The organism is Streptomyces sp. NPDC001549 (assembly GCF_042894025.1).
In the GTDB taxonomy this organism is placed as follows: Bacteria; Actinomycetota; Actinomycetes; order Streptomycetales; family Streptomycetaceae; genus Streptomyces; species Streptomyces kutzneri.
This window is the reverse complement of the sequence record NZ_JBIAVJ010000005.1, coordinates 396,260-419,689: the sequence shown is the minus strand read 5'-3', so window position 1 is coordinate 419,689 and position 23,430 is coordinate 396,260. Positions and strand designations below refer to the sequence as shown.

Below are 23,430 nucleotides of genomic sequence, written 5' to 3'. Positions count from 1 at the left end.
ACCTTTCCATGCGTCTGACGATCCGGCGGAGGGCCGGGCGGCGGGCCGCCCTGCTTGCCGTCGGGGCGATGACCGCGAGCCTGCTGCTCACCGCACCGCAGCAGGCCACGGCCGGTCCGCCCAATCTGCTCTCCAATCCCGGTTTCGAGACCGCCGGAGCCGCTGGCTCCGACATGCCGTCCTGCTGGTCCAAGTCCGGCTGGGGCGACAACGACTTCACCTTCGCCACCGTCGCCGACGCGCACGGCGGCACCAAGGCGATGAAGGTCTCGCTCACCCGCCGCGTGGACGGCGACCGCAAGGCGCTGGTCACGGAGAACAGCACCTGCGCCCCGACCGTCACGCCGGGCAGGCAGTACGACCTGTCCGCCTGGTACAAGTCGAACACCCCGGACGTGTCGGTGACCGTGTTCCGCCGTGACACGACGGCGGGCTGGCAGTACTGGACCGACCTGCAGAATCCGCCCGTCAGCGCGGCCTGGGCGCGCACGGAGGTCCGTACGCCGGCCGTTCCGCCCAACACCGACAAGATCGCGTGGGGTCTGTCGGTCTACGGGGTGGGCACGGTCACCACCGACGACTACGCGCTGGAGGAGGTGGGCGCCGTCCCGCCGCAGCCGGCCTGTTCGGGGACCGCGGAGGAGTGCGCCAAGGGGAAGTGGCAGGTGATCCCTGCGCAGAACCCGGTGCGTTCGATGCACGCGGTCGTGCTGAACGGGGGCACCTCCCAGGCCGGAGGCTCTGGGGGCGGCAAGGTGCTGCTGATCGCGGGCTCGGGCAACGACATCGCCCAGTTCAACGCGGGTACCTTCACCTCCGCCGTCTACGACCCGGCGAACGGGTCCTTCAAGACGATCCCGACCCCCGTCGACATGTTCTGCGCGGGCCACGTGCAGCTGGCGGACGGCCGCGTGCTGGTGATGAGCGGCAACAAGGGCTACCCGTCGGCCGACGGCTCGATCGGCTACCAGGGGCTGAAGGACTCGTACACCTTCGACCCGGTCACCGAGAAGTACACGAGGACGAACGACATGAACGGCGGGCACTGGTACCCGTCGGCGACGATCCTCGGCAACGGTGACGTGATCTCCTTCGGCGGGCTGAAGGAGGACTCCACGGGCAATGTGACGGCGGAGAAGTTCTCGGCGGCGCAGAACAAGTGGCTGCCGATGAACGAGGTCAACCAGACCTGGTCCTACTGGGGCCTGTACCCCTCGATGATCCTCATGCAGGACGGGCGGCTCTTCTACTCGGGCAGCCACACCTTCGGCAACGGCACCCCGGGCACCGGGGCCTCGATCTACGACTACGACGCCAACACCATCACCGACGTGCCGGGCCTGCGGAACAAGGACGAGCGGGACGAGTCGGCGAGCGTGCTGCTGCCCCCGGCCCAGGACCAGCGGGTGCTGACCATCGGCGGCGGCAACAACGAGCGCAATCCGGCGGCCAACCGGCTCACCGACATCATCGACCTCAAGCAGCCCAGCCCCGCCTACACGGCCGGCCCGCCGATCCCGCAGGGCCTGGTCGACCAGGGCCAGGGCAAGCGGCCGCAGACCGGCGCCGAGGGCAAGATGTTCGTGTCGGCGGTGCTGCTTCCGGACGGCAAGGTGCTGGAGACCGGCGGCGGGCTGCACGACCGGGCCGACCCGGTCTTCGAGGCCTCCTTCTTCGACCCGGCGACCAACACCTACCAGCCGGGTCTCGCCACCGACCCGATCCCGCGGACCTACCACTCGGCGTCGTTCCTGATGCCGGACGGCCGGGTCATGTCGGTCGGCGACAACCCGGGCAACGGGACGTACAACCACAACGTGTCGATCTACACCCCGCCCTATCTCTTCAAGGGCGCCCGCCCGCAGATCACCTCGGTGATCGACACGCAGTGGGTGTACGGGGACATGCAGCGGATCACCGTCAACCGGCCGGTCGCCAAGGCGGAGCTGATCCGTCCGGCAGCGGTCACCCACTCCTCGGACCCGAACCAGCGGTTCGTGGACCTGCCCATGACCGTCGACGGGAACAACATCGACCTGAACGTCACCAGCAACCCCAACCTGGCGCCGCCCGGCTGGTACATGCTCTTCGCGGTCGACGCGAACGGCATCCCGTCGATCGCGACCTGGGTGCACCTCGGCGGCCCGTCCGCGCTGGCGGCCGCCCAGCAGCAGCCCTCCGCGCACGAGCACACCTTCGCCGACAGGCTGGGGCCCGCCAAGGAGCCTGTGTCTGATGAAGAGGGGGCCAAGCGGGACTCCGCCCCGGTCGCGCCGGGCGTGGCCGGCTGCGACCGGCACTACGGCACGGTCAACGTGTGCGTACCGACCCGCTTCCCGGCCGAGGTGCAGGCGACGACGAAGGCCCGCTGCGACTGGCTGGCCTCCCACAAGTACCCGAAGCGCCTCAAGGTCGACGGCAGCGACCCGCTGCGCCTGGACCCCGACCGCGACGGCTACGCCTGCTGAAGCCGGATCCGGCGACGGCGACGGCGACGGACCGGGACCCTGCCGCCCCCCTGGGGCGGCGGGGTCCTGGTTGCGGGCCCTCTTGATCCGCGCACACTGGGGAGGGATGTGGCTGCTGTCACCCGAGCAGGGAGGCCGAACCATGGCAAGTCCGATCAGCGCATCGCAGACCGCGCGCATCGTGCGGCTGGCGGCACGCGTCAGGCCCGAGATGTGGGACGCGATCAATCCGCACGGGCCGGTGTTCGCCGCAGGCGTGGCAGGGGTCCGTTCCCTCGACCGATCCTCCGAAGTCGCCCTCAACCCACAGCCGCTCCCGCCGCGCGAACAGCTGCGGATCGCCGTCCTGCAGACGGTGAAAGGGGTCGCCGAGACGGCGATCGGGGCGCACCAGGGGGGCCGCGACGCCCGGGAGATCCTGCAGGCGGTCGGTGACGACATGTGCCCCACGCCGCCGCATCCGAAGATCCCCTGGCCCAAGAACTGGCCGGGCCCCTGGCCGCCCGGAGAGCCCTTCCCCGTCGACCTCGTCGACCCGCAGTACGCGACGCCCGCCGTCCAGGCGGTGGCCGGGCTGGCGTTCCAGGGGTACGCCGACGGCATCGCCGACGAGAAGCTGAGCGCCGTCTTCGGCGAGCTGGCCGACCGGCTCTTCGGTGCGGCCCTGTACAACTCCGGTTCCGGCTCCGCCTGAGCGCGCGGAACGCGACCGGGGCCGGGGCCGGGGCCGCGACCGCGGCCGGGCCGCCCCTGGATCAGTGCTGGTACGCGGCGAGCGAGATCCCGACGTAGTGGGCCACGAAGGCCGCGAGGGTCAGCGAGTGGAAGACCTCGTGGAAGCCGAAGAAGCGGGGCGAGGGGTTCGGGCGCTTCATGCCGTAGATGACCCCGCCCACGCTGTAGAGGAGGCCGCCGACGATCACCAGGACCAGGACGGCGATCCCGCCGGTGCGCATGAAGTCGGGCAGGAAGAAGACCGCCGCCCAGCCCATGGCGATGTAGCAGGGGGTGTAGAGCCAGCGCGGGGCGCCGACCCAGAAGACCCGGAAGGCGATGCCGGCGGCGGCCGCGATCCACACCGCCCACAGCAGGGTCCGCCCGGTGGAGGGGGGCAGCAGCAGGACGGTCAGCGGGGTGTAGGTGCCCGCGATGATCAGGAAGATGTTGGCGTGGTCGAGCCGCCGCAGGATGGCCTCGCCGCGCGGTCCCCAGGTGCCGCGGTGGTAGACCGCGCTGACGCCGAAGAGCAGGCAGGCCGTGAGGATGTACACCCCGCAGGCGACGCGGGCCCGGGTGGAGTCGGTGAAGGCCATCAGCACCAGGCCGGCGACGACCACGGCGGGGAACATCCCGAGGTGCAGCCAGCCGCGCAACAGCGGCTTTTCCTCCAGGGCGGTCTCCGCCGCCTCCAGGGCCTCGACTACCGGTGTGGCCTCGGCGGCCGGGACGGCGGCGGCATCAGAAGTCATGCGCGCCATGCTACCTACGGGTCCGTAGGTTTCCGTTAGTGGTCTTTACGGAAGATTGACGGACGTGGCAATGCTCACGTGAGAGGCCCTCTGGACATATGCGCACATCCACCGGATGATCAGATGAGTGCGGTCGGCACCGGATGAGCGGAGCGCGAAGCGTCCGGGTCGCAGCCCCCACGGGGCAAACACCAAACACACCCCTCAACAAGGAGCAATCGTGGCGCGCGACAACGCGGCTCCCACCAGTTCGACTCTTCCCACCAATCACGCAGAGCTGATCTCCTGGGTGGACGAGATCGCAGCCCTCACCCAGCCGGACCGCGTCGTCTGGTGCGACGGCTCCGAGGCCGAGTACGAGCGCCTGTGCGAGGAGCTCGTCACCAAGGGCACGTTCAAGAAGCTCGACGAGACGAAGCGCCCGAACTCGTACTACGCCGCCTCCGACCCCTCCGACGTCGCGCGCGTCGAGGACCGGACCTTCATCTGCTCCGAGAAGGAGGAGGACGCGGGCCCGACCAACCACTGGAAGGCCCCCGCCGAGATGAAGGAGATCTTCGCCGGCGGCGAAGGCATCTTCCGCGGCTCCATGAAGGGCCGGACGATGTACGTCGTCCCGTTCTGCATGGGCCCCCTCGGCTCCGAGCTCTCCGCGATCGGCGTCGAGATCACCGACTCCGCCTACGTCGCGGTCGCCATGCGCACCATGACCCGCATGGGCAAGGCCGTCCTCGACGAGCTCGGCACCGACGGGTTCTTCGTCAAGGCCGTCCACACCCTCGGCGCTCCGCTCGCCGAGGGCGAGGCCGACGTGCCGTGGCCCTGCAACACCACCAAGTACATCTCGCACTTCCCGGAGACCCGCGAGATCTGGTCCTACGGATCCGGCTACGGCGGCAACGCCCTCCTCGGCAAGAAGTGCTACGCCCTGCGCATCGCGTCCGTCATGGCCCGCGACGAGGGCTGGCTCGCCGAGCACATGCTGATCCTCAAGCTCACCCCGCCGCAGGGCGAGGGCGAGACCAAATACGTCGCCGCCGCCTTCCCGTCCGCCTGCGGCAAGACCAACCTGGCCATGCTGGAGCCCACGATCTCCGGCTGGACCGTCGAGACCATCGGCGACGACATCGCCTGGATGCGCTTCGGCGAGGACGGTCGCCTCTACGCGATCAACCCCGAGGCCGGCTTCTTCGGCGTCGCCCCCGGCACCGGCGAGCACACCAACGCCAACGCCATGAAGACCATGTACGCGAACACCGTCTTCACCAACGTCGCGCTCACCGACGACGGCGACGTGTGGTGGGAGGGCATGACCGAAGAGGCGCCCGCGCACCTCGTCGACTGGAAGGGCAACGACTGGACTCCGGCCTCGGAGACCCCGGCCGCCCACCCCAACGCCCGCTTCGCCGTCCCGGCCTCGCAGTGCCCGACGATCGCCGCCGAGTGGGAGGACCCCAAGGGCGTCCCGATCTCCGCGATCCTCTTCGGCGGCCGCCGCGCCTCCGCCGTGCCGCTGGTCACCGAGTCCTTCGACTGGAACCACGGCGTCTTCATCGGCTCGAACATCGCCTCCGAGAAGACCGCCGCCGCCGAGGGCAAGGTCGGCGAACTGCGCCGCGACCCCTTCGCCATGCTGCCGTTCTGCGGCTACAACATGGGCGACTACATGGCCCACTGGGTCAAGGTGGCCGCGGACAAGGACCAGGCCAAGCTCCCGAAGATCTACTACGTGAACTGGTTCCGCAAGAACGACGCGGGCAAGTTCGTGTGGCCCGGCTTCGGCGAGAACAGCCGCGTCCTGAAGTGGATCGTCGGCCGCCTCGAAGGCACCGCCGAAGGCGTGGAGACCCCCATCGGCATCCTGCCGACCAAGGACTCCCTCGACCTCGACGGCCTGGACCTCCCGGCCGAGGACCTCGACTTCCTCCTCACCGTCGACAAGGAGGTCTGGCGCGAGGAGGCCGCCTTGGTCCCCGAGCACCTCAACACCTACGGCGACCACACTCCCAAGGAGCTGTGGGACCAGTACCACGCACTCGTGGAGCGCCTGGGCTGAGCCAGGACGCGCCCTGAAGAAGGGCCAATGAACGTGGGAGCCCCCGACCAAGCGGCGTCCCACCGCTGTGGGAGCCCCCGACCAAGCGGCGCCCACCGCAGCACCGGCCTGTCCTGTCAGGAGCGTCCGCGCTCCTCCAGGTAGGCCGTGTGCGTCTGCTGACGGCGGGCCTCCACCTCGTGGAGGCCCGCCGTTACGCGTTGCGCCTCCTCGCGCAGGAGCCCCAGCTGCCGCTCCAGGTGCCGCTCCGGCGACTCGCCGCCGGGCGTCATCCGGCTCCACCAGCGGGTCCGGTTGTACGCGTCCACGCTCTCCGGCACGTCCTGCCGGACCGCCCGCGACACCGCGTGCACCGCCTCCGGATCGGTGACCAGCACATCCGCCACCCACCCCGGCTCCAGCAGCGCCCCGTACAGCTCCAGCAGTTCCGCGAGGGCCTCCCCGGCCCCCGACGGCAGCTCCACCTCGGCGACGTACTCCCGCAGCCGCCCGAAGTCCTCGCGCAGTACGCCGAGCTCCTCACGCGGATCGAACGGCGGCGGCGCCGTCCGCTCCGGCGGTGCGATCAGCGCGCCCGCCCCGTACAGCCCGGCGACCACCACCGGCCAGTACGCACCGGCCACCCCGGCGAGGGTGAGGGCCAGGCCGGCCACGCCGCAGGCGGAGCCGGCCAGGTTCTTCTTCGACTCCAGGTACGTCAGGACCCGGGTCGCCCTACTGGTAGCCACGGATCTCCTCGAAGGCTCCGGCCAGCGAACCGTTCCCGCCGGTGGCGTCGAAGAGCCGCCCGCCGGTCAGTTCGGTGATGTGGGTGAGTTCCTTGCGGTCCGAGTCGCCGAACAGCACCGCGAAGACCGGCGTCTGCTTCTGCGCCGGCGGCAGGGCCGCGTAGAAGGAGTCGAAGTGCTTCGCCCCGACACCCTCGGTGTTCTCGCCGTCCGTCATCAGCACGATCGAGGTGAACGCGTCCGCGCCGCCCTGGCCGAGGTGCTGGTACGCCGCCTCCAGACTGCCGTAGACCGCCGTACCCCCGTCCGGCTCCAGCGACTTCACGTCCCCCCGGATCGCGTCCAGGGCCGGACCCGGATTGCCGGGCTCGACGACGTGCGTCCGCACCTTCTTCACCTTGGACCCGAAGGGCAGCAGCGTCACCTCCTCGCGGTCGCGGAACCGCTGCCCGGTGCCAGAACTCCCCGAGCCCGTCAGATCGGTGAGCGCCGACTTCAGCCGCCCGATCCGGTCCTCCTCGCTCATCGAGCCCGAGGTGTCCAGCACGTACACCGTCCGCGAGGGCCGGCGCAGCTCGTTCTCGTACGAGGCCAGCAGCCCGTCGGCGACCGACCGCGAACCCGGGAAGGGCAGCTCGCGCCGCTTCTCGGCGTCCAGCCCGGCGGCCGGCGCCACCCCGGCCGCGACCGGGCGGCGGAAGGTCTGCCCGGTGATCGCCTTCTGCGCCTCCGGGCCCCGCAGGTAGTCCGTGAGCGCCCGCCCCGCATCACGGGCCCCGGCCGGAGCCGAGGTCAGCAGCGTCAGCGGATAGTGGGCGGTGACGACACCGTCGCGCGGCCGGATCACCGTCAGCGGAGCCCCGGCGTCCTTCGCCTCCCGGTTCATGGACAGCAGCACCGACTCGTAGTTCACCAGCGCGTCCACGTCCCCGCGCTTGCCGTACGCGGTGACGAGCCAGCCCGAGGAGCCCGAGGTCAGTTTCTGCCCGGCGAAGAACTCCTTCAGCCGGGGCGTGGCCGCCTTCACGTCCGCGTCACTCAGCGCCGCCTGCGCGCCCGACAGCCCCGAGGCCACCGACACCAGCGCCGAGAAACCGGAGTTGGAGCGCACCGGGTCCGTCATCCCGTACGTGAGCCTCCCGGCGGCCACGGCCTCGTGCACCGCCGGCCAGGTGACCTCCCCGGGCTTCCAGCCGAGCCGGGCCAGCGCCTCCGGCTTCACGCCGAGGGCGACCGGCGAGGACATCACCGGGGTCTCGCTGGAGAGCTTCCCGGCCGCCTCCGGGCGCAGCCGCAGGTAGTCGTTGGAGGAGAGCCAGATCGCGTCGTACTTGCCGTCCGCCGCCCCCGAGGCGACCTGCTCGGCGGCGTCCAGCGTCCCGGACCAGGTGAGCTTCACGGTGACCCCGGTCGCCTTCCGGGCCTGCTCCAGGACCGGCTCCATGTCCGCGAGCTCACTGGAGGCCAGCACCCGCAGGGTGCCTTCCCTGTACTTCGACTCCTCGGGCTTGGCGGCCCCGTCGGCGGTGCAGCCGCTCGCGCCCACGAGCGAGGCGAGGACCAGGCCGGCGATCCAGCCCCGGCCGGTACGCCCCCTCACAGGGCACCGCCCTCGTCGAGCGCACCGGCGGTCCGCGTCCGCGCGAGGTACGCCGACGCGCCCTGCAGCTCCCCGGCCAGCGACTCCACCGTCGCCGCCATGTTCTCCGTCGCCTGCACCTTGAACGAGTCGATCGCGTCCAGCGTCTTGTAGATCTGCGCGAAGGCCGTCCGCAGCGTCTCCGCGCCCACCGCCGGATCGGCCGCGATCCGCTGGATCTCGCCGCTCTGCGTGGACAGCATCTCCGCGTTGCCCCGGATCAGCTCCTCGGTGGTCCCCTTCAGGGCGTTGACCTGCTCGATCACCTTGCGCTGGTTGTCGAGGGCCGAGGCCAGCATCACGGCGATCCGCAGCGCGGACACGGTGGTGGTGGCGGCCCGGTCCACGCCCTTGATCAGCTCGTCGTTGCTGCGCCGGACCACGTCCATCGCCAGGTAGCCCTGCGCGCAGACGGCCAGCTGCGTCAGCAGGTCCTGGTGCTTCTGCCGGACCGGGAAGAGCACGTCCGCGCGCAGCGCGTCGGCCGCACCCGGATCGGTGTGCTCCGCCTCGGCGACCCGCTGCTCGACGGCGCTGTCCAGGGCCTCGGTCAGGACGGCGTACTCCTGGAGCTTGCCCATCGTCTCCCACAGGCGCGAGCGCTCGGTGTGCAGCGCCGCGTTGTCGCGGCGCAGTTCGTCCTGGCCGCTGCGCAGCGAGCCCACGATCTTGTTGAGGGTGGCCTGCGAGGAGGCGTACTTCGCCACGTGGTCGCGGAACTTGTTGCCGCCCGGCAGCTTCGCGAGCAACTTGCGGGCCCCCCTGGCGGGCGTGTCCCGCGGGTCGAGGTCCTCGACCGTGCGCCGCAGCTCCACCAGGGAGCCGGCGACCCGGGCCTGGGCGTCACCGCCGCCGTCCGGGCCCAGCGAGCGCACGGCCCGCTCCAGCATCCGGTTGGACAGCTGGGCGGCGCTGCGGATGTCGGCCTGGCCGAGGCCGGCTATCTCGCCGATGCGCTGCGCGAACTCGGGGGAGCGGGCATCGATCGCGGCGAGCGAGCCGACGTACTCCCCGGCCCGGCGGGCCATCTCCTCGCGGACGCCGTCCTGCAGCGGGACCAGCCCGGCGGCCTGCTCCTTGCGTACGGGGGCGACGGGCTCCGGAGGACTCAGGTGGAAGGACGTGTCCTCGGGCGGTGTCAGTGTCATGGCGTGTCCCCCTGGCCCTTGGCGCGCTGGGCCAGCGCCATCAGGATCTTGACGGTGGGTGTGCCGACCTGGCGGATACCGGTCAGCCCCGTGTTGAGGTAGGCGGTGTGCGGGGCCGTCGCGGCGGCGAACTCGGCCACGCCCTCCTGCGGGCGGAACCCGCGGAGCACGGCCAGTTCGCGCAGTTTCGGGTCGGTGGCGAGGAGGGCGCCCAGCTCCCTCGCCTTCTCGGTCAGCGGCACGAAGGTGTGCGCCGAGTTGACGGTGGTGTCCGGGTAGAGCACGACCATGTCGCCCGGATCCTGCTTTTGCATCAGCAGCGAGGCCACCTGGGACTCGTACACCAGGATCAGCGGTTCGCCGCTGCCGCTGATGAAGGCCCGGAAGGGGTCGTCGGTGCTGGGCTCCAGCGCGCCCTGGACGGAGATCAGCTTGCGCATCAGCGGCGCGGTGCGGGCGATGCCGGCGTCGTCGGCGACCACGGTGTTGCCGTTCGCCACGTTGGACGTGGCGGCGAGGAAGAGGGCGCCGGAGTTGGAGGACGACGGGTCGGTGGTCTTGATGAACACCGTGCCGGCCAGCTCGACGTGGGCCGCGGAACCGGGCAGCTGCTGCCAGGTGCGGTCCTCACCGGAGGCCTTGAGGAAGGGACCCATCAGCAGGGTCCCCGAGTTCTTGCCGGTCATCCGGGCGAGGCCGTTGTCGGCCAGCACCTTGGCCGCGCCGGGGCGGGCGACGACGACGAGGGGGGAGAAGAACGGCCTGGTCTCCTGGGCCCCCTTGAGCCCGGCGGCGGCCGCGACCTCCTTGGCGGGTTCACTGCTGCTGGGGAAGGCGAAGTCGAACTCCTTGAGGGCGAGCTGGTCCATCGCCCAGGAGCCCGAGGTCTCCGTCTTGACGGTGTAGCCCTTGGCGGCAAGGGCCTTGACGACGTCGGGGTCGCGGAAGAATTCGGACTTCTCCGAGCCGATGACGCCACGCACGGTCTTCGTTGCCGTGGTTTCTGGGTGATCCTGCCCCTGGAATGCGACGACGTAGAGCACGCCGCCGATCAGGAGGAGGCCCAGGACGATTCCTAGGATGCGTCTCACGGGTGCAGAGTGCTCGCGGAAACCCACATTCCGCGCCGATTTGAGTGAACGTCAGGTGTCCAGGCGGTCCCACTTCGAAATGCTGTGTGGGCCCTCGGGTGCTGGTGGGCGGGGCGGCGGCCCGGGAGGATCAGGGCATGGGCGTGAGCACGTTGAAATGGCAGGGCTGGCTGGTCGGCCTGGTGACGGTGGCCGGGCTGCTGGTGTTCGCCCCGCTGGGTCTGTACGTGTGGGCGAGCGGCGGCGATCCGCCGCCGGCGCCGCCGCGGGCGGCGGTGGAGGACGTACGGGTCACCAGGTGCCGAATCGATCCGGCCAGCCGCCGGGTGGTGGCCGCCGTGGAGGCGACGGGGCGGGCCGAGGGCCCCGGCGCGTACGTCGTCACGGTGGAGTTCCGCGACCGCGCCGAAGCGGACCCGCAGGGGCGGGCCGCGCAGGCGCTGGTGAAGATCCCGGGCGTGGCCCCGGGCGCGACCGAGTACGGGGAGGCGGTCGGCCCGGTGTGGCCGGTGGCGACGGTGCCCTGGTGCGGGGTCGCCGGCGCGGAGTTCGCGCGGACGACCTAGAAGGGATCGCGCAGGGAGTCGCCACCGGTCCTCACCGTGGGGCGATCAGCCGTTCTTGTTCACCTTGATCACGACGGTGCTGCACACCTTGTCGGCGAAGGTCTGCTTCTTCTCGTCCCACAGCGGCCACAGGTAGCCGATGTAGCAGGCGGCGCCGTCGAGGAAGTGCGCCAGCTTGCGGACGAACGCCATGCCGAAGCCGACCGTGGCCCCGTCGAGCTCGCGGTGCAGGCTGATGCCGACGATCTTCTTGCCGAACGACTGGCCGGTGGTGCCTTCCTTGTACAGCTGGAAGAAGGCCATGCCGAGGGTGTACAGCATGCCGATCAGGCTGAGGATGCCGGCGATCGTCTCGCCCGCCTCGTCGGTGGCGATGGCCGCGCCGACACCGATCAGCGCGTACATCGGGCCCACGATGATCAGTACGTCGAGCAGGTACGAGCCCACCCGCAGACCCCAGTGGGCCAGCGGCGGCATCCCCGTGCCCGGCATGCCCGGCGCGTGCATCCCCGGCGGCGGGTACGCGCCGTACGGCGGCGGGGTCTGCTGCGGGTAGCCGTACTGAGGGGCGGCGCCCTGCGGCGGCTGCTGCGGGTAGCCGTACTGCGGGGGCACACCCTGCGGGGCCTGCTGCGGGTGGCCGGGCTGGCCCTGCGGGGGCTGCTGGCCGTAGGGGTTGTTCGGGTCGCCGAAGCTCATGGGCGAATCTCTCCAGAATGCTCGAACGGGGACGAAGCGGAGCGGAGGAGATTGACCCTGTGGAGCGGCCTCCCCCGTGCAACCGCGATCTTTCAGCCCTCATCGTGTTCGGAGCACCGGATTCTGTCCAATTTCCGCCCCTGCCGCAGGCCCTCGCGCACGGAGCGTGGCACCCGGTCCGGAGCCTCCGCGGCCCCGGACCGGGGCCGTCTAGAGGGCGCCGGCCAGGTCCGAGGACTTCAGGGCGGCGGCGTGCGCATCCATGCGCTCGGCGGCGAGGATCGCGACGGTGGTGTCGGCGCGGGACGCGGCGACGAGGAGCGCGCGGGCGGCGAGGTCGTGGGCGCGCTGGTGCAGCGCGGCGGCGTCCTCGGCGGAGTGGCGCGGCGCACGGGCGGGCCGGGCCCCGCGCAGCCGTGCGACCTGGGCGGCGATCTCGGCGGCACCCTCGTCGAGCCCGAGTTCGTCGGTGACGGCGAGCAGGGCCGCGAGGTGGCCGGCGAGCTGGATGTCCAGTGCTTCGCCGCGGCTGCTGTGCGGGTAGTCGGCCGGAGTGGCGCCCATGCGGTGGACGACCGGCTTCGTGCGGATCGGCTCGTACATGAGGTGGCCTCCTGCGTGGTCAGGAGACCATCCTACATTGGATTGGTTCTAAAGTTGAGCTGAATCCTGTTGCTGCGGGGTGTGTCTCGCCGGCTGGACTCCGGCGAGTCGCACCGTGCGCCGCTACAGCTGGCTGTAGCCGTCGAGGAAGTTCCCGATCCGGGTCACGGCATCGGCCAGATCCTTGGCGTTCGGGAGGGTCACGATCCGGAAGTGGTCGGGCTCGGGCCAGTTGAAGCCCGTACCGTGCACCACCATGATCTTCTCGGCCCGCAGCAGGTCCAGAACCATCTGCCGGTCGTCCTTGATCTTGTAGACGGACGGGTCCAGCCGCGGGAAGGCGTACAGCGCGCCCTTCGGCTTCACGCAGGTGACGCCCGGGATCTGGGTGAGCAGGTCGTACGCGACGTTGCGCTGCTCCAGGATCCGCCCGCCGGGCAGGACCAGGTCCTCGATCGACTGCCGGCCGCCGAGCGCGGTGGCCACGGCGTACTGCGAGGGCATGTTCGCGCACAGGCGCATGTTCGCCAGGACCGTGAGGCCCTCGATGTAGCAGGCGGCGTGCTTCTTGGGGCCGCAGACCGCCATCCAGCCTGCCCGGTAGCCGGCGACGCGGTAGTTCTTCGAGAGGCCGTTGAACGTCAGCGTCAGCAGGTCCGGGGCGATGGCGGCGGTGTTGTGGTGCACGGCGCCGTCGTACAGGATCCGGTCGTAGATCTCGTCCGAGCAGACGACCAGGTTGTGGCGGCGCGCGATGTCCGTGAGCCCGCGCAGCATCTCTTCGTCGTAGACGGCACCGGTCGGGTTGTTCGGGTTGATGATGACGATCGCCTTGGTGCGATCGGTGACCTTGCGCTCGATGTCGGCGAGGTCGGGCATCCAGTCGGCCTGCTCGTCGCACCGGTAGTGCACGGCCGTACCGCCGGCGAGGGACACGGAGGCGGTCCACAGCGGGTAGTCCGGTGCGGGGACCAGGACCTCGTCGCCGTCGTCGAGCAGCGCCTGCATCGACATCTGGATCAGCTCGGAGACGCCGTTGCCGAGGTAGATGTCCTCGACGTCCAGGTCGATGCCCTTGGTCTGGTAGTGCTGCATGACCGCGCGGCGCGCGGAGAGCAGCCCCTTCGCGTCACCGTAACCGTGGGCGGTGCCCAGGTTGCGGAGCATGTCCTCAAGGATCTCCGGAGGGCACTCGAAGCCGAAGGCCGCGGGGTTGCCCGTGTTGAGCTTGAGGATGCGATGACCTGCTGCTTCGAGCCGCATCGCCTCTTCGAGCACGGGGCCGCGGATCTCGTAACAGACATTGGCGAGTTTGGTTGACTGGATCACCTGCATGACGGGAGCTTACGGGCCCGGGTGCGCGCTTGACGTGTGTTTTCGAAGAGAGGCCCGAGGGGCGGTTTGTCCCACTTCGGGCAATGGGTGGGTGGGGAAGTGGTCCCCCCTTGGAATCCGGGGCCGCGCCCGCGTTCCGGCCTGCGGAATGGGTGGGACGCGGGCGTGTGCGAGCACCTGGTGTTGCGCTCGTCACCCCGGGTGGCCGGCTGGATCGGGCGTGACCGGGTAGGCCGCATGAGTACCCCGGATGAGTACGCGCACTCATGTGGGCGCCGCTGCCGCGGCGGAGGCTGGGTGCATGAACCAGGGCGAGTGGAAGCCGGCGGACTACCGCCGGCGTGCCGAACGGGTCGGCACGGCCGTCGTCGCAGTGGCGGGCGCCTTCATGGCGGCAGGTGCGATCTACATCGGGTCCGTCCTGCTGGTGTACGTGTACAGCGGCAACTGAGGAGCGCGGGACAGTGGTTTTCGTAGTCGGTGACATGGAGATCGCCACGGTCGGCACGGATGGCGACGACCGGGCGATCGAGTTCCTGGTCAGGCCGGAAGGAGTCCTGGAGGAGGCCCGCTTCGCGATCTTCCGCGAACACGACCAGGACTGGGAATCGGCCCGCCTCGCCATCGACCCCCACTCGGGCAGCGTCCCCCTGGCGGCGGTGGAATGGGCGGTGGAGTTCGCCCGCGAGTACCTCTGAGGGGGCGGGAGCCGGCCCGACACGGAGGGACGATGGGACTGACGGGAAACCCCCAAGACCTCTCTGATGCCGCCCGAGCAGATCCCGCCTACCGAAGCCACCGCCCCACCTCCCCGCCCCCACCTCCCCGACCCCGACCCCCACCCCCGCCCACCCGTCCGGTGTCAGTGGTGGTGCGTACCGTTCGAGGTATGAAGCCGCTGAGGATCATTGCCGGGGATGCGACGAGTCCCCAGGCCAAGGGGCCCAAGGTCATCGCGCATGTCTGCAATGACCTCGGGGGGTGGGGGAAGGGCTTCGTGCTGGCCGTTTCGAAGCGGTGGGGTGAGCCTGAGGCCGCCTTCCGGGCCTGGCATCGGGGGCGCAGCGGGAACGACTTCGGGCTGGGCGCCGTGCAGGTGGTGCGGGTGAAGCCCGACGTGTGGGTGGCCAACATGGTCGGTCAGCGCGGCATCCGGACCGGGAGCGGGGGACCGCCCATTCGTTACGACGCCGTGGAGCGGTGCCTCACCGCGCTCGCCGACCATGCCGTCGAGCTCGGGGCGAGTGTCCACATGCCGCGCATCGGGTGCGGGCTCGCGGGCGGTACGTGGTCGCGTGTCGAGCCTCTGATCACCGGGGCGTTGTGTGCGCGCGACGTGGAAGTGACCGTGTACGACCACGGGTGAGTCGCGCGACCTCAGCGTCCGGCGGCCGGTGGGCGGAAGGGCCAGGCCGACGCCGGGATCCGGGGTGCGCGCCGCTTGTGGGCTTCGCGTGCCAGGAAGGCGGCCCCCGAGACGACTGCCGCGAGGAACGGCAGCGCCAGGGCGGCCGGCCGCCAGATGGCCCAGAATCCCAGGGCGCTCACCCACGCCGCCGACGAGGCGGCGGCCAGGACCAGCAGCAGCGTGATCCTGGCCCAGAGCGGCAGCCTGCCGCTCACCGCGACGGTCACGTACCCGAGGACCGCGCTCGCCGTGAGGGTCACGGCAAGGGCCGCGAGCGTGACGGCAAGCCAGAGGGTAAATGCGAGGACAAGCAGGGGCAGGCCCATGTCGTGCCGACCTCCGGACTCGGGGCGACCGGTCGCGAGGGCAGACGGATTCGCATTCCCGCTGTTCCGGCAGGTTCGCCGGAGGCCATACTGCCAGAGCGTTGAACGTGTTCAACACCGCCCCCGGTGTCACCCGTAGGCCCCGGTGTCGGCGGCGTGGTCCGGCCGTGGGGGCGTGGCACGATCGCGGGATGGAGTACCGGTACGCCACCGAGGCCGATGCGCCCGCCATGGCTGAGCTCTTCGCCGCCAACCACCACGACGCGCTGACGGAACGGCAGCGGGCGGAACAGGGTTTCGTGCAGGGCCGCTTCGACGTCGGCCTGCTGCGGGCGATGGCCGGTGCGCGGGAGCTGCTGGTCGCGGACGACGGGGGCCGGATCGCCGGGCTGCTCGCGCTGTCGGCGCCCGCGGCTCCGGCCGACCCGTCGCCGCCGGTCGCGGGCCTGCTCCGGGCCCAGGAGACCCTGGAGTGGCAGGGGCGCCCGCTGGCCGAGGCGCGGTGGCTGCTCTACGGGCCGGTCGTGGTCGCCGCCGCGTACCGGGGGCGGGGTGTGGCCCGGGCGCTGTTCACCATGGCGGTGGCGGCGGCCTCGGAGCGCGCCGACGTCGTGGTCGCCTTCATCGAGGCCGGGAACGTGCCGTCCTGGAAGGTGCACGTCGACGGCTTCGGCATGGTCCCGCTGGGCGACTTCGTCGCGGGCGGGCGCACGTACAGCGCGGTCGCCGCGGCGACGCTCTGACCCGTGTGCGCGGAGTGCTCAGCCCACGCGCTCCAGGATCACCAGCGGGATCTCGCGGGGCCGGGCCGCGGCGCGGTCGTCCTCGAACGGGGGCCACAGGGCCGTCATCATCTCCCAGTACACCTCCCGTTCCTGGGGCGTGGCGGTGCGCGCCCGCGCCGTGAAGGTGGCGGCGCCGACCTGGAGGCGGACCTCCGGGTGGGCGGTGAGGTTCCGGTACCAGTGGGGGTGGTCCGGGGCGCCGTAGGCGGAGGCCAGGACGATGTGGCGGCCCGCGTCCTCGGCGTAGATCAGCGGGGTGCGGACGGCACGGCCGCTGGCGCGGTCGAGCGTGGTCAGCAGGAGGGTGCGGACTCCGTGCCAGAGGTGCCCGTCGGCTCCCGCGGTGCTCACGTAGGCGCGTACGTGGTCGAGCCGTGGGCCGGGTCGCGGGTCGGTGGGGTGGTCCCAGTCGACATCGAGTGCGTGCATTTTCCTGTCCTTAGGGTCGTGTCCCCCTTGCGGCTAACGAGCATTAACGATTCTGGATGCGCCCGACCCGTAGCGCATGCCCACAGGTCTGGACCACCGATGTCCTGGACCATGCGCGGGCTGCGCATGCGGAGGCTCTGGCCAGGTCGGCCGGAGCCGCGGCCCTGCGGGCGGCTGGGTTGCGGCCGGCCGCGCCGTCGCCTGCGCCGTCGCCTGCGGCGTAGCCGCTGCGCGCGGGGCAGGTGCCTGGGCAGGTGCGGCGCCGCCCGGGGGCGCGGCCCCCGGGCCCCCGCGCCTCAAACGCCGGCGGGGCTGGGAAGATCGGGGCTCCGCCCCGGACCCCGCGCCTCAAACGCCGGCGGGGCTGAAGGGGTGCCGGCGCGGCTGAGGTGGTGACGGCGGGGGGTGGAGTGGGGAACGCCCCCGGCGGGGCCGGGGGCGGTTGCGGCAGTCCTCGGGCGCAGTGCCGTGGCTACGGCAGGTAGCGCTCGATGACCTGCGGGCCCTCCTTCTCCATGAGCTTCCGGGCCTTCTCGATCCGCTCCGGAGTCGGGTCGTGGCCGGTCACCATCACGAGGTCCTCGGGGTCGTACGGTCGCTCCCCGCCCGTGAAGAGGCGGTCCGACCGTGTGGGCTGCTCGTCGGGTTCACTGACCATCGCGTACCTCCTACGGTTTCCCCTGGCCCCATCCTCCGGCCGCCGCCCCATGAACGCACCTCGACCGCGCGCGGGCCGCCGGACGGCCCCGGGCATAGCGCCGGGGAAGGGGCCAACCAGCGTCACGTACCCCGAGGGCACCATCTCCGGCGTGACCCGTACGACGGTCTGCGCCGAGCCGGGCGACTCGGGCGGCTCCGGCAACTGCTCCAGCGGCGGGACCACCTTCTTCCAGCCGCTGAAGCCGATCCTGTCCGCGTACGGACTGACCCTCAAGGTCAGCGGCAGCGACCCCGGCCCGGGCCCCGGCCCCGGTGACCCCGAGCCGGGCGGCACCTGGAAGGCGGGCACCGTCTACGCGGCCGGCGCCACCGTCACCCACGGCGGCTCGGCCTACCGATGCCTCCAGGGGCACCAGGCCCAGACGGGCTGGGAGCCGCCGAACGTCCCGGCACTCTGGCAGCGGGTGTAGTCCGTACAGCCGCGCACGCGCGGACCGGTGCCGTGACTGCCAAGGGGGGAGTCACGGCACCTCCGCGTGCGCGCGGATCAGACGAGGACCGCCGCCAGCGTGCCCAGTGCGCCGAAGACGGTGAGCACGGCGCAGATCGACAGGTTCACGATCCGGTGCTCCCAGAAGACCGCGACGAACTCGCGGATGGTGGCGCTCGGCCAGTAGTACTTCGCGGTGGGGGAGCCCAGCACCTGCCCGTTGACGCCGGTCTTGCGGGCCAGCATCGCCGCCCGGAAGGCGTGGAAGTTGTTGGTGACCACCACGCACCGGTAGGCCGGGTCGTGCGCCGTCATGATGTCCCGGCTGAAGAGCATGTTCTCCTCGGTCGTGGTGGAGCGGTCCTCCAGCACCACGTGCTGCTCGGGCACGCCCTGCGCGATCAGCCAGTCCGCCATCGCCCGGGCCTCCGCGACCTTCTCGTCCGAGCCCTTGCCGCCCGAGACGAGGAGGAGCGGCGGCCGGCCGCTCCGGGCCAGCTGGGCCTCGTAGATCTGCTGCCCCTTGCGCAGGCGGGAGGCCAGCAGCGGCGGCACGCGGTCGCCGCCGACCAGGCCCGAGCCCAGCATGACCACGTGGTCGACGTCGACGCGCACCTTGATCCGCCCGTAGAGGAAGGCGTAGCCGAGGAAGCAGAAGAAGACGAAGGAGACGTAGCCGGCGACCACGGTGACCGTTCCGGCGATGCCGCCGAGGAGGGGGGAGCCGACCACACCGACAAGGACCAGCAGCGCGATCAGCGCGAAGATCGTGAGTCCCGCGAGCATCGACAGCAGGTTGGCCGGCCGGAAGCCCTCCTTGCGGATCATGACCATGCCGTTGCGGACGAGGAAGACGCCCAGGGCCAGGGCGGCGAACGCGGGTGAGGCGAAGACGAGCACGACGACCGTGACGGCCGCCCAGGTGGGCAGCTTGCCGACCTGGAGGAACAGCGCGGAGAACGCGCTGAGGAAGGTCAGCCCCAGGAGCACGGCGTTCTGGAAGCGCCGCCGGTCCCGCCGGACGCTTATGCAGAACGCGAGGAAGAGCAGGGCGGCAAGGGCGAAGGCGACCATGCCGCCCATCGTAGATGTCGGATCTACCGAAGATCGCGGGCGGTGCGGCGCACCGCCCGTCCGGCCAGCACGTCCGTCCGGCGCCCGTCGCGCACGACGAAACGCCCGTCGATCAGGACGTGCGGGACACCGGTCGGCAGCACGCGCGGCCGCTCGTACGTGGACCCGGCCGCGACCGTGTCCGGGTCGAAGAGGACGAGGTCGGCGCGGTATCCCACGCGGACCAGGCCCCGGTCGGGCAGCCGCAGGCGCGCCGCTGGGCGGCCGGCCAGGTGGGCCACGCACTCCTCCAGGGAGAGCAGGCCGAGTTCGCGGACGTAGTGCCCGAGGTAGTGGGGGAAGGTGCCGTAGGCGCGCGGGTGCGGTTTCGTGCCCTGGAGGATGCCGTCGGAGCCGCCGGTGTGGACCCGGTGACGCATGATCGCCCGGACGTTCTCCTCGTCCCCGACGTGCTGGAGGATCGTCGGCGCGAGCCGGTCGCCGAGCAGGAGCCCGCGGGCGGTCTCCCAGCCGTCCAGGCGCCTGCCGACGTACGGGCCGTAGGCGGGGTCGGCGGTGCCGGAGATCTCGATCGTCGACCAGTCGACGGGCACCCCGTGGCAGCCGTCGGAGCCCTCGACCTCCAGCGCGTGGCGGATCCGCCCGGCCTCGGTGTCGTCGCGCAGCCGGGCCAGTACTGCCTCCGGGCCGCCCTCGTTCGCCCAACCCGGCAGGAGCGCGACGAGGGTGGTGCAGCCGGGGGTGTACGGGTAGCTGTCGAGGGTGATGTCGGCGCCCTCGGCCAGCGCCGCGTCGAGCAGGGCGAGCAGCTCGCCGGCCCGGCCCCGGTTCTCGCCGAAGTTCATGGTGGCGTGCGCGAGGTGCAGGGCGCAGCCGGCCTCCCGGGCGAGGGCGACCATCTCGGCGTAGGCGGCCAGCGCGTCGTGGCCGTAACTGCGGTGGTGCGGGCAGTAGTAGCCGCCGTACCGGGCCACGACCCGGCACAGCTCGGTCAGTTCGGCCCCGGTGGCGTACATGCCGGGGGTGTAGGTGAGGCCGGAGGAGAGGCCGACGGCGCCCTGGGCCAGGCCGTCGGCGACGAGCTGCCGCATCCGGTCCAGCTCGGCCGCGGTCGCCGGGCGGTCGTCCCAGCCGAGGGCGTACGCGCGGACGGTGCCCTGGGGGACCAGGTAGGCGGCGTTGACCGCCACGCCCTGACCGCCGTGGGCCCCGTCCAGCCGGTCGAGGTACTCGCCGACCGTGCGCCAGTCGAAGTCGATGTCGTCGCCGGGGCCGTTCCAGCCGGCGATGGCGGCCCGCACCTCGCCGAGGGTGCGGTCGTCGGCGGGCGCGTACGACAGGCCGTCCTGGCCGAGGACTTCGAGGGTCACGCCCTGCGCGGCCTTCGCGCTGTGGTCCGGGTCGCGGAGCAGGGCGAGGTCGCTGTGGGCGTGCATGTCGACGAAGCCCGGGGCGAGGACGAGCCCGTGCGCGTCGAGGGTCCGGCGCCCGCCGCCCGGGAGCCTGCCGCCCGGGAGCCTGCCGATCTCGGCGATCCGGCCCTCGTGGACGCCGACGTCGGCGGTGTACGAGGGCCCGCCCGTGCCGTCGACGACGCGGGCCCCCCGGATGACCAGGTCCACCGGCCGGTGCCCAGTGCTGTGACCGGAAAGGTTCACCGGGTCACGGCACTAGAAGAAGGTGCGGACGTAGTCGGTGACGGTGCCGTCGGCCTGCACGACCGGGATCAGCGGCCACTTCTCGAAGATCGTGCAGGGGTGGGACATGCCGAGGGCCACCCAGTCGCCCACCTGAACGTCCTCGGCCGCATCGGTCTCCAGCCAGGCGTGCTGGTCGGACAGCTTCACCACGCGGACGCCGGTGGCGGGGCGCTCCGCGCCGGTGAGGGCGTCTCGGACCAGCTCGGCCTCGGGCAGTCCCAGGTCGTAGGCGATGTCGCGCTTGCCCGCGTTGACGAAGGCCTGGGTGGGGGAGGGACGGGAGACGACCTGGGTCCACAGCCGGAACGCCGGGCGCAGGCCGCCCTCCTCCGGGTGCCGGTTGAAGGGGGTCAGCCGGGTGTACCAGCCGTGGTCGTGGGAGACGTACGCGCCGGAGCGCAGCAGCTTGAGGACCGGGCGGGAGAGCTCCGGGAGCTCGGCGAACACGTCGGCGACCGCGTCGAACCAGGCCGAGCCGCCGGCGCTGACGACGATCTCGTCGAGGTCCGCGGGGAAGCGGCCCGCCTTGTCGAACTCGACGGCGAGCGCGGTGAGCCGGCGCAGGTAGGCGTGGACGGATTCGGGGTCCGCGCCGGGGACCTCGGCCTCGTAGCCGCCCATGCCGACCAGGCGCAGGGTGCCGGTCCGGGCGACGGCGTCGGCGACGGCGCGGCAGTCCTCGTCGCTGCGGGCCCCCGTACGGGCGCCCTCGCCGGCGCCGAGCTCGACGACGACGTCGATGCGGGCCGCCGGTGTGCGGCCCTGGAGGGCGCGGTCCATGAGCTCGACCCCGCGCACGGAGTCGACGTAGCAGACGAAGCGGAAGCCGGGGTCGGCGGCGAGCTCGTCGGCGACCCAGCGCAGGGCGGCGGGATCGACGAGCTCGTTGGCGAGGAAGATCCGCTGGATGCCGAAGGCGCGGTAGACGCGGGCCTGGTGGGGGACGGCGGCGGTGATGCCCCACGCGCCGTGCTCCAGCTGGCGGTCGAAGAGCTGGGGGGACATGCAGGTCTTGCCGTGCGGGGCGAAGGCCAGGTCATGGCGGGCGGCGTAGGCGCCGAGCGCGGCGAGGTTGTGCTCCAGCGCGTCCGCGTCGAGCGTCAGGACGGGGGTGGTGAAGCCGCCGGTGTACAGGTCACGGCGCTCGGCGGCGAGCCGGCCGACGGTGAGGCCGTGCGTCTGGGCGTCCGGGGGGAGGCCTTTGAACCGATGGTCGACCGGCTCGTCGGCGAGGTCCTTGACGGGGTCGCTGTCGCTGGCCATGCGGGGTGCCTCCCGGGGGTTGCGTGTGGTGCAACGGTCGTTGCGTATACCGCTGCACGCTGTCTAACATCCCGGGTGACGGTGGGTCAACGTTGCCCGGTGCGGCGCCGCTGCTGGGGCTCCGCCCCAGACCCCGCGCCTCAATCGCCGGCGGGGCTGGATGGTTCAGCCTCGCCGGCGATTGAGCAGGGGGCACCTCCCAGCGGTAGCTGGGGGAGGGTCCGGGCGGAGCCCGGGGCGCCGGCGGAGCCGGTGTGCGTTGTGACCGTGGGAGAGGGCGAGCGATGAGCCAGTCCGTCGAGAGGGCACTCGGCATCCTGCCCCTGCTCGCGCGAGGCCCGGCCTCGCTCGGCGACGTCGCCGACGAGCTCGGCGTGCACAAGAGCACCGCGCTGCGCCTCCTGCGCACCCTGCACGAGCGCGGCTTCGTCTACCGCCGCCCCGACGGCCGCTACCGTCTCGGCGCGCAGCTCTTCGCGCTCGCCGCCGAGGCCATCGAGAACCTGGACGTCCGGGAGATCGCGCACCCCCACCTCGTCGAGCTGAACCGGGCCACCGGGCACACCGTTCACCTCGCCCTCCACCAGGACGACGAGGTCGTGTACGTCGACAAGGTCGACAGCCGCTACCCGGTCCGCATGTACTCCCGCATCGGCAGGCCCGTGCCGCTCACGGTCGCCGCCGTCGCCAAGCTGCTCCTCGCCGACCTGCCCGAGGCCGAGCTCCGGGCCCTCGCCGGCCGGATCGAGTACCCGCGCTACACCGCCCGTTCGACCCCGGACGCGGCGGCCTTCCTGCGCGAGCTGGAGCTCGTACGGGAGCAGGGCTGGGCCACCGATCTCGGTGGGCACGAGGAGTCCATCAACTGCCTCGGGGCGCCCGTGCACGGGCCGGACGGGCGGGTCGTCGCCGCGCTGTCGGTGTCCGCGCCCGGTGTGGTCGTACCCGCCGAGGGGCTGCTCGAACTGCTGCCGCAGGTGCTGCGTACCGCCGAAGCCATCAGCCAGGACTATTCAGGAGTACAGGAGAGCACGTGAGCGAGAAGAACGTGACCGAGAAGAACGTGACCGAGAAGATCGCCATCACGCCCGGCACCCACACCACCCCGCCCGCGAAGTTCTCGCACGGCGTGCGGAAGGGGAACATCCTCCAGGTCGCCGGCCAGGTCGGCTTCCTTCCGCACGTCGACGGGCAGCCGCCCACCCCCGCCGGGCCGACCCTGCGCGAGCAGACCCTCCAGACGCTGGAGAACGTCCGGTCCGTGCTGGAGGCCGGCGGTGCGGGCTGGGACGACGTGATGATGATCCGCGTCTACCTCACCGACACCGGGCACTTCGCCGAGATGAACGGCATCTACAACGCCTATTTCGAGGAGCAGGGCCTGAAGGAGGCCTCTGCCGCCCGCACCACCGTGTACGTGGGCCTGCCGGCCGGGCTGCTCATCGAGATCGACGCCCTCGCCGTTCTCGGCTGAGTCAGGCCTGCAGACGGAC

At 71.6% G+C, this 23,430-nt stretch carries 24 protein-coding genes and 1 pseudogene; 11 read left to right on the top strand and 14 right to left on the bottom strand.

Annotation, left to right across the window (positions count from 1 at the left end; genetic code table 11):
- The first annotated feature begins 8 nt into the window (after positions 1-8).
- Positions 9-2,468, top strand: coding sequence for a galactose oxidase-like domain-containing protein (locus ACFY04_RS12105; protein WP_389115983.1), 2,460 nt, complete (start codon positions 9-11; stop codon positions 2,466-2,468).
- Positions 2,469-2,610: 142 nt separating this feature from the next.
- Entirely contained in the window at positions 2,611-3,162 is a 552-nt protein-coding gene (locus ACFY04_RS12100; RefSeq protein ID WP_389115982.1) for a hypothetical protein, read from the top strand.
- A 61-nt stretch (positions 3,163-3,223) separates the two neighbouring features.
- Here the strand turns inward: ACFY04_RS12100 and ACFY04_RS12095 are convergent, their stop codons facing one another.
- A complete protein-coding gene (locus ACFY04_RS12095; protein WP_030765123.1) occupies positions 3,224-3,937 on the bottom strand; it encodes a hemolysin III family protein in 714 nt (237 codons plus the stop codon).
- A 220-nt stretch (positions 3,938-4,157) separates the two neighbouring features.
- Here ACFY04_RS12095 and ACFY04_RS12090 point away from each other — a divergent pair, with 220 nt between their 5' ends.
- Positions 4,158-5,993 (top strand): phosphoenolpyruvate carboxykinase (GTP), encoded by a 1,836-nt coding sequence (locus tag ACFY04_RS12090; RefSeq protein ID WP_389115980.1) that lies wholly within the window; start codon positions 4,158-4,160, stop codon positions 5,991-5,993.
- Between the two features lie 116 nt (positions 5,994-6,109).
- On the opposite strand, the gene ACFY04_RS12085 is transcribed toward ACFY04_RS12090, so the two are convergent.
- From ACFY04_RS12085 to ACFY04_RS12070, 4 genes are read right to left on the bottom strand one after another with little or no spacing between them, the layout of a single operon-like run.
- The gene (locus ACFY04_RS12085) at positions 6,110-6,721 is read right to left on the bottom strand and encodes a hypothetical protein (protein ID WP_389115978.1); all 612 of its coding nucleotides are present in this window, start codon (positions 6,719-6,721) and stop codon (positions 6,110-6,112) included.
- Complete coding sequence (locus tag ACFY04_RS12080) at positions 6,708-8,321, bottom strand: substrate-binding domain-containing protein (RefSeq protein WP_389115976.1); 1,614 nt, start codon at positions 8,319-8,321, stop codon at positions 6,708-6,710. The genes ACFY04_RS12085 and ACFY04_RS12080 overlap by 14 nt, the downstream gene beginning before the upstream one ends.
- Positions 8,318-9,508 (bottom strand): toxic anion resistance protein, encoded by a 1,191-nt coding sequence (locus ACFY04_RS12075; protein WP_389115974.1) that lies wholly within the window; start codon positions 9,506-9,508, stop codon positions 8,318-8,320. The genes ACFY04_RS12080 and ACFY04_RS12075 overlap by 4 nt, the downstream gene beginning before the upstream one ends.
- Positions 9,505-10,599, bottom strand: coding sequence for a hypothetical protein (locus ACFY04_RS12070; RefSeq protein ID WP_389115972.1), 1,095 nt, complete (start codon positions 10,597-10,599; stop codon positions 9,505-9,507). The genes ACFY04_RS12075 and ACFY04_RS12070 overlap by 4 nt, the downstream gene beginning before the upstream one ends.
- A 143-nt stretch (positions 10,600-10,742) precedes the next feature.
- Between ACFY04_RS12070 and ACFY04_RS12065 the strand changes: the two genes are divergently transcribed.
- Positions 10,743-11,165, top strand: coding sequence for a hypothetical protein (locus tag ACFY04_RS12065; RefSeq protein ID WP_389115971.1), 423 nt, complete (start codon positions 10,743-10,745; stop codon positions 11,163-11,165).
- 45 nt (positions 11,166-11,210) lie between these two features.
- Here ACFY04_RS12065 and ACFY04_RS12060 read toward each other — a convergent pair whose 3' ends face one another.
- The 3 genes from ACFY04_RS12060 to ACFY04_RS12050 all read right to left on the bottom strand — a co-directional run bounded on the left by ACFY04_RS12060 (position 11,211) and on the right by ACFY04_RS12050 (position 13,802).
- A complete protein-coding gene (locus ACFY04_RS12060; protein ID WP_389115970.1) occupies positions 11,211-11,864 on the bottom strand; it encodes an RDD family protein in 654 nt (217 codons plus the stop codon).
- Between the two features lie 210 nt (positions 11,865-12,074).
- Positions 12,075-12,467 (bottom strand): hypothetical protein, encoded by a 393-nt coding sequence (locus tag ACFY04_RS12055; protein ID WP_389115968.1) that lies wholly within the window; start codon positions 12,465-12,467, stop codon positions 12,075-12,077.
- 123 nt (positions 12,468-12,590) lie between these two features.
- The gene (locus ACFY04_RS12050) at positions 12,591-13,802 is read right to left on the bottom strand and encodes a pyridoxal phosphate-dependent aminotransferase (protein WP_327383556.1); all 1,212 of its coding nucleotides are present in this window, start codon (positions 13,800-13,802) and stop codon (positions 12,591-12,593) included.
- Positions 13,803-14,103: 301 nt separating this feature from the next.
- Between ACFY04_RS12050 and ACFY04_RS12045 the strand changes: the two genes are divergently transcribed.
- The 3 genes from ACFY04_RS12045 (at position 14,104) to ACFY04_RS12035 (ending at position 15,168) form a co-directional block, all read left to right on the top strand.
- Positions 14,104-14,253 (top strand): hypothetical protein, encoded by a 150-nt coding sequence (locus ACFY04_RS12045; protein ID WP_389115966.1) that lies wholly within the window; start codon positions 14,104-14,106, stop codon positions 14,251-14,253.
- A 13-nt stretch (positions 14,254-14,266) separates the two neighbouring features.
- Positions 14,267-14,500, top strand: a complete 234-nt coding sequence (locus ACFY04_RS12040; protein ID WP_266353139.1) for a hypothetical protein — start codon at positions 14,267-14,269, stop codon at positions 14,498-14,500.
- A 191-nt stretch (positions 14,501-14,691) separates the two neighbouring features.
- A complete protein-coding gene (locus tag ACFY04_RS12035; RefSeq protein ID WP_389115965.1) occupies positions 14,692-15,168 on the top strand; it encodes a macro domain-containing protein in 477 nt (158 codons plus the stop codon).
- A gap of 11 nt (positions 15,169-15,179) precedes the next feature.
- Here ACFY04_RS12035 and ACFY04_RS12030 read toward each other — a convergent pair whose 3' ends face one another.
- The gene (locus ACFY04_RS12030) at positions 15,180-15,536 is read right to left on the bottom strand and encodes a hypothetical protein (protein WP_389115962.1); all 357 of its coding nucleotides are present in this window, start codon (positions 15,534-15,536) and stop codon (positions 15,180-15,182) included.
- Between the two features lie 191 nt (positions 15,537-15,727).
- Here ACFY04_RS12030 and ACFY04_RS12025 point away from each other — a divergent pair, with 191 nt between their 5' ends.
- A complete protein-coding gene (locus ACFY04_RS12025; RefSeq protein ID WP_389115961.1) occupies positions 15,728-16,279 on the top strand; it encodes a GNAT family N-acetyltransferase in 552 nt (183 codons plus the stop codon).
- A gap of 18 nt (positions 16,280-16,297) precedes the next feature.
- Here ACFY04_RS12025 and ACFY04_RS12020 read toward each other — a convergent pair whose 3' ends face one another.
- Positions 16,298-16,750, bottom strand: a complete 453-nt coding sequence (locus ACFY04_RS12020) for a nitroreductase/quinone reductase family protein (RefSeq protein ID WP_389115960.1) — start codon at positions 16,748-16,750, stop codon at positions 16,298-16,300.
- A 472-nt stretch (positions 16,751-17,222) separates the two neighbouring features.
- On the bottom strand, positions 17,223-17,408 hold the full coding sequence (locus ACFY04_RS12015) for a hypothetical protein (protein ID WP_030013293.1): 186 nt from the start codon (positions 17,406-17,408) through the stop codon (positions 17,223-17,225).
- A 115-nt stretch (positions 17,409-17,523) separates the two neighbouring features.
- Here ACFY04_RS12015 and ACFY04_RS12010 point away from each other — a divergent pair.
- A pseudogene (locus ACFY04_RS12010) lies at positions 17,524-17,880 on the top strand (carbohydrate-binding protein); the annotation flags it as partial.
- A 77-nt stretch (positions 17,881-17,957) separates the two neighbouring features.
- Here ACFY04_RS12010 and ACFY04_RS12005 read toward each other — a convergent pair.
- From ACFY04_RS12005 to ACFY04_RS11995, 3 genes are read right to left on the bottom strand one after another with little or no spacing between them, the layout of a single operon-like run.
- The gene (locus ACFY04_RS12005) at positions 17,958-18,974 is read right to left on the bottom strand and encodes a YdcF family protein (RefSeq protein WP_389115959.1); all 1,017 of its coding nucleotides are present in this window, start codon (positions 18,972-18,974) and stop codon (positions 17,958-17,960) included.
- Positions 18,975-18,997: 23 nt separating this feature from the next.
- Positions 18,998-20,596, bottom strand: a complete 1,599-nt coding sequence (locus tag ACFY04_RS12000; protein ID WP_389116036.1) for an amidohydrolase family protein — start codon at positions 20,594-20,596, stop codon at positions 18,998-19,000.
- A gap of 48 nt (positions 20,597-20,644) precedes the next feature.
- Positions 20,645-21,937, bottom strand: coding sequence for an amino acid deaminase (locus ACFY04_RS11995; protein WP_389115958.1), 1,293 nt, complete (start codon positions 21,935-21,937; stop codon positions 20,645-20,647).
- Between the two features lie 284 nt (positions 21,938-22,221).
- Between ACFY04_RS11995 and ACFY04_RS11990 the strand changes: the two genes are divergently transcribed.
- Together ACFY04_RS11990 and ACFY04_RS11985 are read left to right on the top strand one after the other, a co-directional pair.
- Entirely contained in the window at positions 22,222-22,974 is a 753-nt protein-coding gene (locus tag ACFY04_RS11990) for an IclR family transcriptional regulator (RefSeq protein ID WP_389115956.1), read from the top strand.
- A 26-nt stretch (positions 22,975-23,000) separates the two neighbouring features.
- Positions 23,001-23,411: a RidA family protein gene (locus tag ACFY04_RS11985; protein ID WP_389116034.1), complete on the top strand. Its 411-nt coding sequence runs from the start codon at positions 23,001-23,003 to the stop codon at positions 23,409-23,411.
- Positions 23,412-23,430 lie beyond the last annotated feature (19 nt).

Coding starts and splice junctions, on each gene's coding strand:
- ACFY04_RS12105 (WP_389115983.1), top strand. CDS start 9: ATGCGTCTGACGATCCGGCGGAGGGCCGGGCGGCGGGCCGCCCTGCTT.
- ACFY04_RS12100 (WP_389115982.1), top strand. CDS start 2,611: ATGGCAAGTCCGATCAGCGCATCGCAGACCGCGCGCATCGTGCGGCTG.
- ACFY04_RS12095 (WP_030765123.1), bottom strand. CDS start 3,937: ATGACTTCTGATGCCGCCGCCGTCCCGGCCGCCGAGGCCACACCGGTA.
- ACFY04_RS12075 (WP_389115974.1), bottom strand. CDS start 9,508: ATGACACTGACACCGCCCGAGGACACGTCCTTCCACCTGAGTCCTCCG.
- ACFY04_RS12060 (WP_389115970.1), bottom strand. CDS start 11,864: ATGAGCTTCGGCGACCCGAACAACCCCTACGGCCAGCAGCCCCCGCAG.
- ACFY04_RS12055 (WP_389115968.1), bottom strand. CDS start 12,467: ATGTACGAGCCGATCCGCACGAAGCCGGTCGTCCACCGCATGGGCGCC.
- ACFY04_RS12050 (WP_327383556.1), bottom strand. CDS start 13,802: ATGCAGGTGATCCAGTCAACCAAACTCGCCAATGTCTGTTACGAGATC.
- ACFY04_RS12045 (WP_389115966.1), top strand. CDS start 14,104: ATGAACCAGGGCGAGTGGAAGCCGGCGGACTACCGCCGGCGTGCCGAA.
- ACFY04_RS12035 (WP_389115965.1), top strand. CDS start 14,692: ATGAAGCCGCTGAGGATCATTGCCGGGGATGCGACGAGTCCCCAGGCC.
- ACFY04_RS12030 (WP_389115962.1), bottom strand. CDS start 15,536: ATGGGCCTGCCCCTGCTTGTCCTCGCATTTACCCTCTGGCTTGCCGTC.
- ACFY04_RS12025 (WP_389115961.1), top strand. CDS start 15,728: ATGGAGTACCGGTACGCCACCGAGGCCGATGCGCCCGCCATGGCTGAG.
- ACFY04_RS12020 (WP_389115960.1), bottom strand. CDS start 16,750: ATGCACGCACTCGATGTCGACTGGGACCACCCCACCGACCCGCGACCC.
- ACFY04_RS12015 (WP_030013293.1), bottom strand. CDS start 17,408: ATGGTCAGTGAACCCGACGAGCAGCCCACACGGTCGGACCGCCTCTTC.
- ACFY04_RS12005 (WP_389115959.1), bottom strand. CDS start 18,974: ATGGTCGCCTTCGCCCTTGCCGCCCTGCTCTTCCTCGCGTTCTGCATA.
- ACFY04_RS11995 (WP_389115958.1), bottom strand. CDS start 21,937: ATGGCCAGCGACAGCGACCCCGTCAAGGACCTCGCCGACGAGCCGGTC.
- ACFY04_RS11990 (WP_389115956.1), top strand. CDS start 22,222: ATGAGCCAGTCCGTCGAGAGGGCACTCGGCATCCTGCCCCTGCTCGCG.